This window comes from Limosilactobacillus kribbianus, from assembly GCF_026413145.1.
In the GTDB taxonomy this organism is placed as follows: Bacteria; Bacillota; Bacilli; order Lactobacillales; family Lactobacillaceae; genus Limosilactobacillus; species Limosilactobacillus kribbianus.
Map to the genome: position 1 here is coordinate 36,394 of NZ_JAOVYZ010000002.1, position 17,203 is coordinate 53,596.

At 53.1% G+C, this 17,203-nt stretch carries 12 protein-coding genes and 2 other annotated features; all 12 genes read right to left on the minus strand.

Annotated elements, in window-relative coordinates; genetic code table 11:
- Window positions 1-154: 154 nt before the first annotated feature.
- Window positions 155-1,003 carry an amino acid ABC transporter substrate-binding protein gene (locus tag OCT58_RS00845; RefSeq protein WP_267200930.1) on the minus strand — a complete coding sequence of 283 codons (849 nt, stop codon included), beginning with the start codon at window positions 1,001-1,003 and terminating at the stop codon, window positions 155-157.
- Between the two features lie 17 nt (window positions 1,004-1,020).
- Entirely contained in the window at window positions 1,021-1,683 is a 663-nt protein-coding gene (locus OCT58_RS00850; RefSeq protein ID WP_267200932.1) for an amino acid ABC transporter ATP-binding protein, read from the minus strand.
- A gap of 12 nt (window positions 1,684-1,695) precedes the next feature.
- Complete coding sequence (locus tag OCT58_RS00855; RefSeq protein WP_267200933.1) at window positions 1,696-2,337, minus strand: amino acid ABC transporter permease; 642 nt, start codon at window positions 2,335-2,337, stop codon at window positions 1,696-1,698.
- A 64-nt stretch (window positions 2,338-2,401) separates the two neighbouring features.
- Window positions 2,402-2,745 (minus strand) — a binding site (T-box leader).
- 53 nt (window positions 2,746-2,798) lie between these two features.
- Complete coding sequence (mreD, locus tag OCT58_RS00860; RefSeq protein WP_267200934.1) at window positions 2,799-3,335, minus strand: rod shape-determining protein MreD; 537 nt, start codon at window positions 3,333-3,335, stop codon at window positions 2,799-2,801.
- A 6-nt stretch (window positions 3,336-3,341) separates the two neighbouring features.
- Window positions 3,342-4,196 carry a rod shape-determining protein MreC gene (gene mreC, locus OCT58_RS00865; RefSeq protein ID WP_267200936.1) on the minus strand — a complete coding sequence of 285 codons (855 nt, stop codon included), beginning with the start codon at window positions 4,194-4,196 and terminating at the stop codon, window positions 3,342-3,344.
- A gap of 105 nt (window positions 4,197-4,301) precedes the next feature.
- Window positions 4,302-5,306, minus strand: a complete 1,005-nt coding sequence (locus OCT58_RS00870; protein WP_267200937.1) for a rod shape-determining protein — start codon at window positions 5,304-5,306, stop codon at window positions 4,302-4,304.
- A gap of 143 nt (window positions 5,307-5,449) precedes the next feature.
- Entirely contained in the window at window positions 5,450-6,073 is a 624-nt protein-coding gene (locus OCT58_RS00875; protein ID WP_267200938.1) for a JAB domain-containing protein, read from the minus strand.
- A 75-nt stretch (window positions 6,074-6,148) separates the two neighbouring features.
- Window positions 6,149-7,462: a bifunctional folylpolyglutamate synthase/dihydrofolate synthase gene (locus OCT58_RS00880; protein WP_267200939.1), complete on the minus strand. Its 1,314-nt coding sequence runs from the start codon at window positions 7,460-7,462 to the stop codon at window positions 6,149-6,151.
- Between the two features lie 73 nt (window positions 7,463-7,535).
- Entirely contained in the window at window positions 7,536-10,193 is a 2,658-nt protein-coding gene (locus OCT58_RS00885; RefSeq protein ID WP_267200940.1) for a valine--tRNA ligase, read from the minus strand.
- Between the two features lie 81 nt (window positions 10,194-10,274).
- Window positions 10,275-10,485: a binding site (T-box leader), on the minus strand.
- Between the two features lie 44 nt (window positions 10,486-10,529).
- Entirely contained in the window at window positions 10,530-11,750 is a 1,221-nt protein-coding gene (gene thiI, locus OCT58_RS00890) for a tRNA uracil 4-sulfurtransferase ThiI (RefSeq protein WP_267200941.1), read from the minus strand.
- 33 nt (window positions 11,751-11,783) lie between these two features.
- On the minus strand, window positions 11,784-12,932 hold the full coding sequence (locus OCT58_RS00895; protein ID WP_267200942.1) for a cysteine desulfurase family protein: 1,149 nt from the start codon (window positions 12,930-12,932) through the stop codon (window positions 11,784-11,786).
- Window positions 12,933-13,236: 304 nt separating this feature from the next.
- Entirely contained in the window at window positions 13,237-17,202 is a 3,966-nt protein-coding gene (locus OCT58_RS00900) for a mucin-binding protein (RefSeq protein WP_267200944.1), read from the minus strand.
- Between the last annotated feature and the right edge of the window lies 1 nt (window position 17,203).

Consider the following 17,203-nt stretch of genomic DNA (forward strand, 5'->3'; position numbering starts at 1 on the left):
TAAATTAGGCAAGCGTTTAGTTTTCTACCGAAAAATTGTCACACTGGATAATCATACGTTATCTGGTCTTAAATTACAAACCAATCCCCCAATTTTGCCAAATTTTGTCAGCAAAAAAGGTCGGCCACGCGGTGTCGTGCCGACCTCTTACCTATTAATTATTGTAAGGTCCCAAGAAGCTGCTCTTGGTCCCGAACCATTTCTCGTTGATCTTCTCCAGTTGACCGTTCTTCTGCAGGCGGTTCAATCCGGCATTGACTTTACGCTTAAGGGTCTTGTCCCCCTTCCGCATCCCGACACCGAAGTATTCGACCGGCAGTTCCTTGGTCTTGTAGACCCGGTAGGCACTGCTGTTCTTTTGGTGCTTAACGTAGTAGTTGGCGTAAACCTCGTCCATTAGGATTCCCTGAATCCGGTTGGCGTTGAGGTCGATGAAGGCGTTCGGGAAGGTATCGTACATGATCGCCTGCTTGTTCTTGATCTTATCCTTAAGCAGCTTTGGCTTAGAATTTAAGACCGTGTCCCCGGTCGATCCGGTCTGGACCCCGAGCGACTTGCCGGTCATGTCATTCAGGTTGTTGATGTGGCTCTTCTTTAAGGTCACCAGGACTTGGCGGTTGGCCAGGTAGTCCCGGCTGAAAGCCACCTTCTTGAGCCGGCTCGGGTTGACCGAGTAACCGTTCCACAGCAGGTCGATCGTCCCGTTCTTTAACTCGGTTTCCTTCATTGACCAGTCGATCGGCTGGAAGTCAACCTTGATCCCGTACTGCTTGAAGACCGCCCGGGCCAAGTCGACGTCATAGCCGACCAGCTTCCCGTTCTTCTGCCGAAAGCCCATCGGCACAAAGCTGTCGTCCAGGCCGACGATCACCTTTTTACGTCGCTCAATCCGTGACCAGGTATCCTGGGTGTTGGCCCGGGTGGTAACACTCTCGCAACCGCTCAAAAGGAAGGTTGGGATCAAAAGCAACAATAATAACCAAATTGCTTTGAATCTTTTCATAGGCTATGCTCCCTCTCTTACTCCTCTGCGGCAACGTCTTGTGGTTGGTCGATCGCCTTGACTCGCAGGATGTCGTCGGCGATCTCGTCAGCAAAGTCAAAGTCGTGGGTAACCACCAGCTGGGTCATCCCCTCCTTCTTCAGGTCAAGGATGATCCGGGCCACTTCCTTTCGCATCGCCGGGTCCAGGGCGGAGGTCGGTTCATCATAGCAAAGGATCTTCGGGTTCATCGCCAGGGCCCGGGCAATTGCGACCCGCTGCTTTTGCCCACCGGAAAGTTGCCATGGGTAAAGGTCTCCCTTCGTGCTCAGTCCTAATTCGTCCAGCAGCCCCCGGGCGTCGCGCTCGGCCTGATCCTTGCTCTTTTTGAGAACCATAATCGGTGCTAGGGTAATATTTTCCATCACGGACAGGTTCGGAAAGAGGTTGTAGTCCTGAAAGACGACCCCGATCACCCGGTCCGATTCGGCCGTCCCCTGGGGATCGAAGGGCTGCCCGTCAATCAGGAACTGACCAGCGTCGGCCGTTTCCAAACCGGTGATGCAGCGCAACAGTGTCGTCTTCCCGGCACCAGATGGACCAACGATACTGAGGATCTCGCCATCCTTAACCGTCAAGTTGACCTTGTCTAAAATGACCCGTTCGCCAAAACTTTTCGATAAATTCTTTACTTCTAACATTGGCCAGACCTCCTATTTGAAGTATGAGTAACGCTGTTCAACTTTCCGCAGTACCAGGGTGCAGATCCCAACCAAGATCAGGTAGATCAGGGCAACCAGGAGCAGCGGTACCAAGGTGACATCCCGTGAGGTGGCCACGTTGCCGGCCCGCAGCAGGTCGCCGAGTCCGATGACGTAAACCAAGGACGAATCCTTCACCAGGTTGATGACTTCGTTCCCAATTGATGGAATCACGATCTTGACCACTTGTGGAATCACGATCTTGCGTAAGGTTTGCCAATAGCTCAGCCGCAAAACCCTTGCCGCTTCGAACTGCCCCTCATCAATGGCTTGAAAGCCACCACGGAAGATTTCAGCGAAATAGGCTGCGTAATTGAGAACGAAGGCTACCAGGGCGGCGTCGTAACGCTGGAAAACAATTCCGACGATCGGCAGACCATAGAAAACGAAAATTAATTGCAGTAATAATGGCGTCCCCCGCATCAGCCAAACGTAGATTTCCAGAACCCACTTTAATGGACGAATTTTGGACATCAGGCCCAGGCTAACGAGAATTCCCAGTGGAAGCGAGAGGATCAGGGTCCAGAAAAAGATCTGCAGGGTCAAGCCCGCCCCTTGTAATAGTGATGGTAAAATTTCAGTAACGTAGTGCATCTCAATTCCTCCTTCATCTGTGCATCGAACGGCGGTAAACAAAAAGCCCCCTAGAGCCATTGCCCTAGAGGACGAATCAATCGTGGTACCACCTCATGTTTGCAGCTGCCTTGCGACAGCCGCCTCAGTGAGTTCAATCCGAAACCGGTAAACAAAAAACGTCCTCGAGCCAACTGGCTACGAGGGCGTTTCCGCGGTTCCACCTCATCTTGTTGATCCCTCACGGAAATCAACCTTAGCGAGTTCAATGATTAAACTCCGCGCTGTAACGGGCTTCCCCGGGCTCTCCTACTGTCTTCAGAGGGCCAACTCACAGATGTGATTCAAATGACTTAGAAGGTCCCTTCCCATCTCCCGGGACTCGCTTGGCAACTAAAATCATTCTACTAGTCTGTTCATTGTCGTTCGATCTATTGATTGTTTAGTATCCTACACTGGCCACTAGCATTTGTCAAGGCCCACTAAGCATTTTTTTCGGTCGTCGCCCAGTTGAAGAGTGACCGCAGTGGCCAGTAGAGGGCAACAAAATATACCAAGTTGAGGGCCAAGGTCGGTGCCAGGACGTAAATCAGGTAATCCCCAAAGGGTGTCGTCGTAATGTTGATCAGCGAGTAGGCCCAGTAATTGAGCGTCTCAAAGACAACGATATCGATGAAGAAGATCATGATCATCGATAAAAAAGACGAGCTAAAGTACTTCGACAGCAGCTGCGTCAGGCCGACAATGCATGGAAAAAGCACCATGCAGAGGCCCAGAATCCCGGACGTGTACAGGTCCGTGACCACCCCGGCCGCAATCGACCATGGGATGAGGGGAATCTCAATCCCGTTTTCAAAAAAGTAGGACAACACTAGCCATAATAAGACCAGCTCACTAGCCATCGAATACGGGTAGCTAAAGAACAATGGTGCCCAGACGTGGCTCAACGCACCATCCAAAAAAAGGCTGACAAAGAGTCCAATGGGAAAAACATACTTTAATCGTGATAACCGATACATACTTCATCACTCCTGAGATGCGGATTCTGCAACCGTCACGATATTGATGTCATTGAAGTCAGCGGCTGGCTTGATGTAGACCTTCTGGGCCAAGCCATAGTCATCCTTGCCAATCCGCGAAACCTTCCCCACGTACAGGCCCTTGGGGGTAATGCCACCCATTCCGCTGGTAGTCACCCGGGTGCCCTTCTTAATCTTGGCTTTGGAGCTAACCTGCCCCATGATCAATTCGTTGCGTGAGGCATTGTAACCCGTGATGATACCGTTAACGACCCCGTTGCTTCCATTAATTGAGATCGCAAACCGGTTCGAGGACTCGCCGGTATCACTGAGTAGTTCGACCTTACTATTGGTCTTGTTGACTTCTGTCACCCGACCAATCAGGCCCCCGTCACTCATGACCGGCATATTCTTCTTGATGCCGCTGGACTGACCCTTATTGATCACCAGTTGCTGCTGCCAAGCAGATGGCGTCCGCATCAGTACGGCCGCCGAAACGGTATCATAATCCGTCATTGAGCTCTTCAGCTTTAATTCCTGCTTTAACTGCTTGTTTTCGTGGGCCAGGGTCTGGTCGCGCACCTTTGTCTGGGCAAGCTCGGTGACTTGCTGCTTCAGCTCCCGGTTTTCCGAGTAGGTGCTCATCAAATCGTTGACGGAGCTAAAACTCGTCTGGAGCCAGTTGACTGGCAGGGCCACCGCGCTGTCCGCAAAGCCAACAATGTCATTGCCAAACTGTTGGACCAGCGGAGGCGTGTTCCGCCGATTGCGCAACGAGACCGACCCCGCCATCAGGCCGAAGCAAACTACCAGAATTACCACAATAATAACCAACCGTCGATTGGAAAAGAACTTGCGCATGATAATCCTCCAAATGCAAATTACAAAATAGTAAAAGCGGGGCTAGACAAAACAAATCGTTTTGCGACCAGCCCCGCCCATTTTAGATATTCGAATCGAATAACTTTATTTCTTCTTCATCACGTCAATGCTCTTGAGGGACTCACCAGTACCGATGGCCACACAGTCGAGCGGATCGTTGGCGATGAACACTGGCACCTTGGTAGCGTCAGCAATCACATCTGGCAGATGCTTCAGCAGAGCGCCACCACCGGTCAGAACAATCCCGTGGTCGATGACGTCCGCGGCAATTTCAGGGGAGGTTTCTTCCAGGGTCCCCTTGATTGCGTCGATGATGTTTTCTACCACATCCTGGAGAGCGGTCGAAACATCCTTAGCAGAAACTTCAATCGTCTTTGGCAGACCGGTAACGAGATCCCGGCCCCGCACTTCGGTGGTACCCATCTCTTCGGAAGCCTCAACGGAAGCCGAACCTATGTCCCACTTCAACTTTTCGGCGGTCCGTTCACCGATCAAGAGGTTCTTGTTTTGCCGAACGTATTGGGCGATAGCGTCATTCATCTTGTCACCAGCCATCCGGATCGACCGGCTCGACACGATCCCACCCAGTGAGATGGTAGCAACATCGGTGGTCCCACCACCAATATCAACAACCATGCTCCCGGTTGGATCCATCACTGGCAGACCAGCACCGATCGCTGCGGCAAATGGTTCTTCGATCACATAGGCATCCCGTGCCCCGGCAACCCGGGTCGCGTCGATAACTGCCCGCTTCTCAACTTCGGTAATGCCACTTGGGACGCAGACCATCACGTATGGCTTGCTGTTGCTATTGCCCAGGGCCTTTTCCATGTAATACTTCATCATGGCAACGGTCGTGTCGTAATCGGCGATGACCCCGTCCTTCATTGGCCGGATGGCAACAATGCTTTCTGGCGTCCGCCCAATCATGTCACGAGCGTCTGAACCGACGGAGATAACTTCATTGGTCTTCGTGTTGCGCGCAACGACCGATGGTTCCCGAAGCACGATTCCCTTACCTTCAAGGTAGACGATCGTGTTCGCGGTCCCCAGGTCGATTCCTAGATTCTTGGTTCCAATTCCTAGCAATCTACTTCTTCCCTTCGTTTTCTAATTAATAATTTCAAATTAATATCGTGGATATTATACCATAGCCACCGGCTACATACGAACACTAATATACATTATCATGCCGTGAAGAAATAAGATTGACCCAGAAATTAAGTTTTTCTTTACTTTTCAGGAGAAACTTGTTGCTCACGCCAGCTGTAATAGTGCTTGCGGCCCACAATTAAGAAGTCAAGAACCGCAATTCCGAGGATTCGTCCCCCGCGCTCCAAGCGTTTGGCAAAAGCCAGGTCCTGCTTGGAAGGCTGCACTTGACCTGAGGGGTGATTGTGGATCAGCACCAGCCCGCTGGCCGAATTCAGCAGGGCCTCTTTAAAGATCTGGTCAGGATAAAGGGAACACTCGCTTCTTCCCCCGAGAAAAAGTGTCTTTAAGGCGACAATTTCGTTGTGCACGTCGGTATAGGCCACGGCAACTTGTTCGTTTTCGCTGCCGGTAAAGTGCTCGATCATCGCCGCCCCTAATTCAACGCTTGAATAGGCATGACCAAGCACTGGCGGGTAGCTGCGCGCTACCAGCTGACCAAGCTCAACAGCCGCTAAGAAACGATCCAGCCGCATACTGGAAAAGGCCAGCCGTTTCTTCTCGACCCGGGTCATTTGCTTGAAGCTTTCGGGAGTCGGATGGTAGTACAGGAGGTATTTGGCCGCATCCTCACCATCAACCGTCATCCCCCGGACACTTTTTGCGACCAGACGTTCATATTCATCACGGATTTTCTTTGCCATTTTCAATCTTCCTTTCGTATTGGTCCTTCACTATATCAATACGGAAAAAAACGGCAATGATATTAAATTAATTGTTTAATCTTCAAAAAAATGCCGAACGTCGGAGATGAAGTAGAGCGAACCGGTGACGATCAAAGCATCATCACTGCCCAATTGCCGGGCCAGCTGGGTAAAACCGGTCTGCCAGTTTTCGGCCACCTGGATCGGGTAGCGGCTCGGAATCTGGGCAGCAACCGTTCCCAAGTCAGCGCTCGGCCGCTTGGGACCTGGTCCGGCAAAGTTAGTGACGGTCAGGTGAACATTGCCCAGGCTAGCAAGCTCGCCCAGCATCAAGTCGTATTGTTTGTCGGCCAGGATGGCAACCAGGATGTAGACGTCCCGGTCAGCCAGGTCGTCTTTGATCGACTTGACCAGGGCCTGCATCCCCGGCAGATTGTGGGCACCGTCCAATAAGACCAGCGGTTCGGAACTGACAACTTCCATCCGTCCGGGCCAGCGACTCGCCGCCAATCCCTTCCGCAGGGCGCTTTGATCTAGAGGAAGCTGGTGCTGCTTCAGAAAAAGCTGGGCAGCGGTCAGGGCGATGGCGGCGTTGTCAACCTGATAATCGCCGGCTAACCCAAGCTGAAAGGTTCCGTGGTGAATGTCGAGCCCATCGTACAAGAGCTTAGCGTAGAGACCATGACCATTGAGCTTGATTCCCTGGTAGTCACGCCCCAGTTCATAGAGTTGGGACTGTTTGGCATGGGCAGTGTCACCGACCACCTGGCGGGCAGATTCAGGCAGCTTACCGATCACGACCGGGACCTCCGGCTTGATAATTCCCGCCTTCTGACTAGCGATCGCCGCCAGGGTGTTGCCCAGGTATTTCATGTGGTCCCAACCAACCGTGGTGATCACGCTGACGTCCGGGGCGATCACGTTTGTCGAGTCATAGAGGCCCCCAATGCCGACCTCAAGCAGAACGACGTCGGGCTGTTTTTCCTCCATATAGCAAAACATCAGCGCAGTGTCGATCTCAAATTCGGTCGGTCCCCCGTTTTCCAGCTCAGCGTCGAGCTTGGCCACCACCGGTTCCAGCCGCTGGGTCAGTCGAACCAGGTCGGCGTCGGGAATCTGCTGGGCGTTGTATTCGATCCGCTCGTTAAAGCGAGTGATGAATGGGGAGGTGAAGCTGCCGACGGTCAGGCCACTTTCGAGCAGCATCGAGCGCAGCAGCGCCACTACCGACCCCTTCCCGTTGGTCCCCGTGACGTGGATGTAATGCTGCCCCTCCTGGGGATTGCCGAGTTCTTGCAGAAAGCGGCGCATCCGCTTTAGGGTCGGTACCTTCTTAAACTTTGACCGCCCGTGGATGAAATTTAGGGCGTCTTCATAGGTGTTAATCATCAAATTAGTCCTTCCTCAAATAAAAAAAGATTGTGATACCAAAATCATCGTACCACAATCCTTTACTATTTCACTAGGCTTCTTGAAGCGAGGCCAGACGTTCCTTAGCGGAGTCCAGCTTCTGTTGCCATTCAACCGCCTTTTGCTTTTCGGCTTCAACGACCTTTTCAGGAGCGTTGGCAACGAACTTCTCGTTGCCCAGCTTCTTTTGTGAACGTTGAACTTCCTTTTCCAGCTTGGCGATTTCCTTTTGCATCTTGGCCCGTTCTTCATCCAGGTTGACCAGTTCGGCCATCGGGATGTAGACTTCGGCCCCGGCCAGGATGCCAGTCATGGCCAGCTTTGGTGCCTTAACGTCGGTGCTGATCGTCAGTTCTGCGGGGTGGCAGAAGCGGTCGATGTAGTCCCGGTTGGCGTTGAGCATGTCGCCCAGGTGCTGGTTGTCGACCTTGACCAGGATGTCAACCGGCTTGGACATTGGAGCGTTGGCTTCGTTCCGGATGTTCCGGACTGCCTTGATCATTTCGATCAGGTTGCTCATTTGGTCGGTAGCGTCGGCATCGTCCAGTTCGTCGTGGGCAACTGGGTAGTCGGCCACCATGATGGACTTACCGTCGTGTGGCATCGACTGCCAGAGCTTTTCGGTAACGAATGGCATGATCGGGTGCATCAGCTTCAAGGTCTGGTCGAGGACGTAGCCCAGGATATTCTTAGTGTCCTGCTTTTCTTCGACAGTCCCGTTGTTGAGCTTCTCCTTGGTCATTTCGATGTACCAGTCACAGAAGTCGTTCCAGATGAAGTTGTAGAGTGCCCGGCCAGCCTCACCGAATTCAAACTTGTCGAATTGCTCGTTGACCTGCTTAACCGTGGCGTTCAGCCGGCTCAGGATCCAGCGGTCGGCCAGGTCCCACTTGGACTTGTCCGGCAGAACCGGCGCCGGCATCTCGCCGAGGTTCATGATTACGTAACGGGAGGCGTTCCAGATCTTGTTGATGAAGTTCCAGGCCGCGTCCATCTTGGTGTAGGAGAACCGGATATCCTGACCAGGAGTGGAGCCGGTAACCAGGAACCACCGCAGGGCGTCGACCCCGTACTTGGCGATCACGTCCATCGGGTCAATCCCGTTCCCCAGGGACTTGGACATCTTGCGGCCCTGTTCGTCACGAATCAACCCGTGGAGCAGAACGTTTCTAAACGGCGCCTTGCCGGTGAATTCCAGGGATTGGAAGATCATCCGGGAAACCCAGAAGAAGATGATGTCGTAACCGGTAACCAGGGTGCTGGTTGGGAAGTAGCGCTTGAAGTCCGGCGAGTCGGTGTTTGGCCAGCCCATCGTGGAGAATGGCCAGAGGGCACTACTGAACCAGGTATCCAGGACGTCCGTGTCGCGGGTCCAGTTTTCCTCGTCCTTTGGTGCTTCCATGCCGACGTAAACCTCGCCGGTGCCCTTCTTGTACCAGGCCGGAATCCGGTGCCCCCACCAGAGCTGTCGGGAGATGACCCAGTCGTGAACGTTTTCCATCCACTGGGTGAAGGTGTGTTCGAACCGTTCCGGAATGAAGTTAACCTTGTCGTCGGTCTTCTGGTTGGCCAGGGCTTGTTCGGCCAGCGGCTTCATCTTGACGAACCACTGGGTCGACAGCCGAGCTTCAACCTGGACACCGGTCCGCTCGGAGTGACCAACGGAGTGAACGATTGGGACAACCTTGAGCATGTAACCCTGGTCCTCTAAGTCTTTGACCATGGCCTTGCGGGCTTCGAACCGGTCCATTCCCTCGTACTTGCCGGCATTTTCGTTCATCGAGGCATCCTCGTTCATGGTGTTTAGTTCCGGCAGGTTGTGGCGCTTACCAACCTTGAAGTCGTTCGGATCGTGGGCTGGCGTGATCTTCACCATCCCGGTCCCGAAGTCAGGGGTAACATAGTCGTCGGCGATGATTTCGATCTCCCGATTGACCAGCGGGACCATAACGTGCTTGCCGACCAGGTCCTTGTAGCGTTCATCGTTCGGGTTAACGGCAACAGCCTCGTCACCAAACATGGTTTCCGGCCGAGTCGTCGCGATTTCGATGTAGTCCTTGCCGTTGAAGGTGGTGCCGTCGGTGAATGGGTACTTAACGTGGTAGAAGGCACCCTTGTCGTCCTTGTGGATTACCTCGATGTCGGACAGGGCCGTCCGGGCTTGCGGGTCCCAGTTGATGATGTAGGTTCCCCGATAAATCAGGCCCTTGTTGTAGAGGTCGACGAAGACCTTGCGAACGGCCCTGTTCAGTCCCTCATCCAGGGTGAAGCGCTCGCGGTCGTAGTCAACGGAAATCCCGAGCTTGGCCCACTGCTTGTGGATGATGTCGGCGTACTCGTCCTTCCAGTCCCAGACCTGTTGAACGAACTTTTCCCGACCCAAGTCGTAGCGGGAAATCCCCTGCTTGCGCAAACGGGCCTCGACCTTCGCCTGGGTAGCAATCCCGGCGTGGTCCATCCCCGGCAACCAGAGAACGTCGTAGCCCTGCATCCGCTTCTGCCGGATCAGCATATCCTGCAGGGTGGTGTCCCAGGCGTGGCCCAGGTGCAACTTCCCGGTAACGTTCGGCGGCGGAATCACAATTGAATACGGGTGGGCCTTCTTGTCGCCGCTAGGCTTGAAGAGACCCTGGTCGATCCACCATTGGTAGCGACCAGCTTCGACAGCTGTTGGATCATACTTGGTTGACATTTCCTTTTCGGTTGCCATTGTATAATCGCTCCTTTCAAAAATTCATGGTTAACACTAATTAATTAAGCACTGGCAAAATAAAAATCGCCCTATCACTATTGATAGGACGATTTGCTCGCGGTACCACCTATATTGAGCGGTCTCCCGCTCCCCTCGCTCATTTAATAACGGTCAATGAACCGGACCGGCCTACTGAATTCAGCCGCTCTGCTCCCGAACTACCTTCGCGAAGCTGATCCAGGCCCTCTCAGCACCGGGCCCTCTCTGGTGGATCCGCACTCTTCGTTACTCTTTCGGTCAATGCTTATTTATGCTTGTATGATAGCTAAATAATCTGCCAGCGTCAAGCGCTGATTAGAGTAATTCGGCAAAAACATCCTCATTTTGGTTGAGGAAGTCCTCACCGGGATGAATCTCGGTAATCTTGATGTTGTCCAGCGAACGCTTCATCAGGCCCTCGATGTCCAGACGCTGCTCGTATTCGCGCGCCCGGTCAAGTCGCGGCCGGGTCTTTGGCGACGGTGGCGTGAAGACGGTGCAGCAGTCCTCGTAAGGCAGGATCGAAAGGTCGTAAGTACCGATCTCTTCGGCAATCTTGATGATCTCGGTCTTGTCGTAGGACAGCACCGGTCGCAGGACTGGGAAGGAGGTGACGTCGTTGATTGCCAGCATACTCTCCATCGTCTGGGAAGCCACCTGGCCAAGTGATTCCCCGTTGAAGATCGCCAGGCCGTGACGCTTGACCATCAGGGCGGCGGCGAGGCGGAGCATCATCCGCCGCTGAACGGTCATCAGATAGCCCTCCGGCACCTTCTCCTTGACCGTTTCCTGAATTTCAGCAAACGGCACCTGAATGAAACGAATGCTGCCGCTGTACTTGGCCAGTTTTTCGGTCAGCTGCTTGGCCTTAGCCAGCGCCTGAGGACTGGTGTACGGCGGACTGAAGAAGTGAACCATTTCCATGGAAACACCCCGCTTCATCCCCAGGTAGGCAGCCACCGGCGAGTCAATCCCGCCGGACATCATCATCATGCCCTTGCCGGCAGTGCCGACGGGCAGGCCCCCAGCACCCTTGATGGTTTCGCTGGAGAGGAAGATCCCGTTGAGCCGGATCTCCACCCGGATGGTCAGGTCGGGATGGTGAACGTCCACCTTGAGTTTGTCGGGGAACTTGTTCAACAGGTAGCCCCCCAACTGATTGTTCATCTCAAAGGTATCCATTTCAAAATGATGATCGGCCCGCCGCGTCTCGATCTTAAAGGTCATCGGGTGGTCAACCTGCTCTTCGACCATCTGGGCAGCTGCCTGCTTGGTGGCCTCAAAGGACTTTTCAACCCGAATCGACGGGGAGAAGTTCTGAATCCCGAAGACCAGTTTTAACCGGTCCATGACCTGGTCGTAGTCGGCCCCGTTGAGCTGAACGTGTAGCCGGTCCCGCTGGGCGTGAACCTTGACCTGGTCAAAGCTGTGCAGGGCGTGGCGAACATTGGCACCGAGACGGTCGATGAAGGACTTCTTGTTGTGGCCCTTGGTGGACAATTCACCATAACGGACCATAATTTCGGTATATTGCACGCGCAATTCCTCCTTTCAAATTAAAATTTAATCTTAGTCGATAATCTTCTTGAAGCCGGCGTAGAGCTGGTCGAAGGTCTTGTTGAACTGGTCGGCCTCTTCCAGGGTGTTTTGGTCCCCCAGGCTGATCCGAACCGCACTGGTGGCGATCTCTTCTGGCACCTTCATTGCCGCCAGGGTCCCCGCCTCGGAGCGCTTCTTTGATGAGCAGGCACTAGTGGTCGAAATGTAGATCCCCTGGTCCTCAAAGGCGTGAACGGTCGTCTCGCCCCGGACGCCAACAATGGCAAAACAGAGGATGTGCGGCGCAAAGCCCTTGTCCCGGCCGGAAATAATTTTCACGTGGTCGAACTGCTTCAGGTGGTCGTAGATCCGATCCTTGATCGCCTGCTCACGCTTGACCGTCTCGTCCTCGTTTTCCTTGACCAGGCGAATGGCCCGGGCCATGGCGACATCACCCGGGGTATTTTCGGTCCCGGAACGTAATGTCCGTTCCTGACCACCACCAGCAACCAGCGGAGCAATCTTGCGGCCGCTCTTGACGTAGACGAAGCCAGTCCCGCGTGGTGCGTGGAACTTGTGGCCAGAGAAGGTGGCGAAATCGACCCGGTCGGAGAAGACCAGGTCGTCGATTTCCTTACCGATGGCCTGAACGGCGTCGACCATGTAGTGGATGTTCGGGTAGTCCTTCAGGATCTCGCCAACCTCTTTGATCGGCTGGATGGTCCCAATCTCGTTGTTGACCGCCATGATGGAAACCAGGATCGTGTCAGGGCGAATAGCCGCCTTGACGTCCGCCGGATTGATCCGGCCCTGGTCGTCAACCGGCAGATAAGTGATGTCAAAGCCGAGGTCCTTGAGCTGCTCCAGCGGATTGTGAACCGCCGCGTGCTCTACGCTGGTGGTGATGATGTGCTTGCCGAACCGGTGCTTGGCCATCGCGGTCCCCTTGATGACCCAGTTGTCACCCTCGGAGCCGCCGCTGGTGAAGATGATCTCGCTTGGCTTAACGCCTAAGAGCTTGGCAATCTGCTGGCGGGCCTGTTCAAGCAGATTCCAGGCGTTTTCCCCGAAGTTGTGAAGACTGCTTGGGTTCCCCCAGATCTTTTGACTGACGGTATCGTAAGTTTGCAGAACTTCCGGTGCCACCTTTGTCGTTGCACTATTATCAAAATAGATCATGTTCTAGTAATTCCTTCCTCCAATTATTGGCCGGGCACCGACAAATGAGCCGTCGCCAGGGCCGAAAACTTGGTGAGTTGCGTATTGAAAGGTTCGACGCTTCTTAAAACGACTTCCTATTATAACAGAAAATCCCTAGAACGACACTGATTTCGGTAGATGCAACCAAAAAAGGAGCACCGGCAGCTTGAATGCTCCGGTGCCCCTTCATTGCCCGCAACCATCCACCTGGTTACAAAGTGAAAATAAATAAATTTGGGGAGGTTATTTACTTTGGGTGAACCCTATTGCGAGCAATGCATATTTAGTTTTCGCGCTTCTTCTTGGCGGCGAGCCCGGCCAGGCCGAGTGCACCGGCCAATTCAATCCCGGCAGCAGCCAGGATGGCGCTGGTGTCGGCATCGTTGCCCGTCTGTGGCAACGTGATGGTGTTGCTATTGCCGGAAGTAGCGTTGTTGATGCCACTGATTGCGCTGGTGGCCTGACTTTGGAGCCCGCTAACAACAGTTTCGCCGTTGCCAGTCTGACCGGTCGTGCTAGTACCAGTGCTCAGTTGCCCATTGTCAGTAGCGTTATCGTTGTAAGTGCCATTACCATTGAGAGTGCCGCTATTGGTACCTTGTTCGGCCGTGGTCTGACTAGAACTCGTATTACCATTAGCAATTTGATCGTCATTAGTGGTTGACGAACCATTGGTAGTACTGTTAGTGCTTTGACCACCATTAGTGTTCCCGTTACTATTCTGGCCATTATTAGTGTTCTGACCAGTATTCGTCGTATTGCCACCGTTGGTCGTCGAACCATTATCACCGTTCTTCGTGTAGGTGACCGTCGTGTTCTCGCCCGGATCGGTTGGCGTAACCGTGCTGGTCGTTGGAGTGTAGCCATCAACTGATGGCACAGTCTGGTTTTCAGCAACCTTAGTTGGATCGTTTGGATCATTCTGGTAGGTCTGGCCAGTGCCAATCTGCTTACCGTTTTGATCAACCGGAATAATCTGACCCAGCTTCTGGTAGGAAACGGTCGTCGAGATGTTCTTCTGAACGACCGGTTGTCCGGTGATTGTCTTTTGGGTGGTGTAGTAACCATCGACAACTGGCACTTGGATATCGCTGTACTTCTTTTGACTCGGTGTCCAGTCCGTGCTACTGATGACCTTTCCAGTAACCTTGTCAACCGTGACGGTCCGTGTCCAGGTTGAGGTCTGAACGTTGTCGCCAGTTAAGGTTTCGCCGTTTGGCCCGACAAAGTGAACCGTGTAGGTGTAGTCCTTGCTGTAGGTATCCTTGGCAGGCCACTTAGGACCGTTTGGATCGTTCGAGTTAATTGGTGTACCAGATTCATGTGGATCATTCGGGCCGAGTTGGGCCGTGCCGTGCTTGACCGTGACAGTGTAGGTTTGGTCAACGGATGGGTTGTTATCAAAGTTCTGGCCGGTCGTTGGGTTGGTAATAGTCGTAACATCGTAACCCTTGTTCTCCAGTTCGGTGATCGTCTTAGTTTGGTCGTAGTTGATTGGCTGGCCACCCTCGCCAGTAACCGTGTCAGTCGTAATTGGGTTGCCGTCTGGGTCAACGTACTTGATAACTACCTTTTCAGTGTCAGTAGCTGGAGTTTGCGAGCTTTGGCTACCTTGATTTTCTGAACCTTGACTCGGCTGACTGCCTTGTGAGCCTTCGCTCGTTTGACTGCCCTGATTTGGCTGACTGCCTTGCGAACCTTCGCTCGTTTGGCTGCCCTGACTTTGGGAGCCTTGGCTTGGCTGACTACCTTGCGAACCTTCGCTCGTTTGGCTGCCTTGACTCTGGGAGCCCTGACTTGCCTGACTACCTTGCGAACCTTCACTCGGTTGACTGCCCTGGCTTTGCGAGCCTTCGCTCGTTTGGCTGCCCTGACTCTGGGAACCTTGGCTTGGTTGGCTGCCTTGACTCTGGGAACCTTGACTTGGTTGACTGCCTTGACTCTGCGAGCCCTGACTTGGTTGACTACCTTGCGAACCTTCACTGGTTTGGCTGCCCTGACTCTGCGAGCCCTGACTCGGCTGACTGCCTTGCGAGCCCTCACTGGTCTGGCTGCCCTGACTCTGCGAGCCTTGACTTGGCTGGCTACCTTGCGAACCTTCGCTCGTTTGGCTACCCTGACTCTGCGAACCCTGGCTTGGCTGGCTACCTTGCGAACCCTCACTCGTTTGGCTGCCCTGACTCTGCGAGCCTTGACTTGGCTGGCTACCTTGCGAACCTTCGCTCGTTTGACTGCCCTGGCTCTGCGAGCCTTGACTTGGCTGACTACCTTGTGAGCTTTCACTTGTTTGACTGCCCTGACTCTGCGAGCCCTGACTTGGCTGGCTGCCTTGTGAACCTTCGCTCGTTTGACTGCCTTGACTCTGCGAGCCCTGACTTGGCTGACTGCCTTGCGAGCCTTCGCTCGTTTGACTGCCCTGACTCTGCGAGCCCTGACTTGGCTGGCTACCTTGACCGTTCTTTGTATAGGTAACCGTGTAAACCCGGTTCGGATTCTCAACGGAGACCGTGCCGCCACCGACGTATTGGTGGTCAGGCGTATAGCCATCAATCACTGGGGTATCAATGACTTGATAGTTCTGCGTCAATGGCTTCCAACCGTTATCTTGAACGATCTGGCCCGTTACCTTATCGAGAACCAGTTCATGCCCGAAGTCGACCGTCGTAACACTGTCCTTTGGGGTTTGATCGCCGGCCCCAACGTAGTGAACTGTCTGGGTGCCATGGGCGATTAAGCTCTGCTTATCGGTCCCGCTTGGGTACTTCGGGCTCTGCGGATCGCTTGGGTTAATCGGCTGACCAGGATCGCCTGGGGTCGACGGCGTAATAGTCTGCGTGCCGTGCTTTAAGGTCACAATGAAGACCTGATTAGTGCTATCATTGTTATCGAAGTATTCGACCTGGCCACCGTAGTCAAAGCCGTTGTTAACCAGGACATAGCCTTGCTTCGTCAACTTAGTCAGCGTGTCGGCCGTGCTGTAATTAATGGCCGTCCCTGGCTTGCCCGTTAAATCACCAGAATTAGTTCCGGCAATTTCGCTGTTGCCGTTGTCCTGATCCAGGTAGCGAACCTGGGCGTGCTGATCATTGACCGTCGGCGTGGTGTCCTTAGTGTAGGTGACTGTGTAGTTCTTCGTTGAATTTGGTCCAACCGCGTCACCACCGACATATTGATAATCCGGGGTGTAACCCTTAATCTGCGGCGTGCCGATAACCTGGAAGTTCTGGGTGCTTGGCGTCCAATCCGTGCTGTCGACCACTTTCCCCGTGACCTTGTCGATTGTCTTGGTCCGGGTGTAGGTCAACGTTGTTACATTGTCCTTTGGCGTTTGGTCACCAGCACCGGTATATTGAACCTTCTGAATGCTAGTGCTGGTTAAACTCTTGGCATCCGTTCCAGTTGGGTACTTCGGGCCATCTGGATCATTCGGGTTAATCGGTGTCCCAGGATTGCCTGGTTTCGTTGGTGTAACCGTCGTCGTGCCATGGTGGAAGTCAATATAAAACTTCTGCGTCGTCTTTACGTTATTGTCGTAAACTGCTGCAGCTGGGAAGCCATTGTTGGCGAGGACGTAACCCTGGTTGGTCAACGCTGTAATCTCATCTTGAGCATTATAGTTAATCGTATCGCCAGCCTTACCACTAAGCACACCAGAACTAGCTAATTGGGCATTGTTGTCATCAAGATCCCGGAAAATGACCTCGGCATTTTGTTGATTTTGAACGTAGACTACCGGCGTATCTTTGCTAGGGTTTTCTGGAGTTACTGTTGTTATCGTTGGGGTATAGCCTGGAACATCGGGTACCGGTTCATTATCCTTCACCTTGGCAGGATTCTTATCATCATTTTGATAAGGAGTGACACCACCGATCTTATTACCATCCTGATCAACTGGAACAATGTTACCCACCCGTTCATAAGTGAAAGTGGTTGTCTCATTTTGATCGCTAAATGTTCCTTGCACATTCTCGGACTTAATTAAGACATAACCAGGAATTACCTTTACTTGGTCGTGATTATCAAACTGACTGCCCTGAGCATGATCAGTTGTCGTGACAGGTGAAAGCAAATTTTCACCATTTGGATCAACGTACTTAACGGTTAACGTATCTAGGGCATAGTTAACATTTAGAGCATTGTAATGATAACTTGCTACCGGTTTTTCAGGTGTTTTGACATTGTCATAGTGGTAATGGAGGTTGATTGGTGAATTGTTTGGAATAACAGTACTAAAGGTAATCCAAGCCATA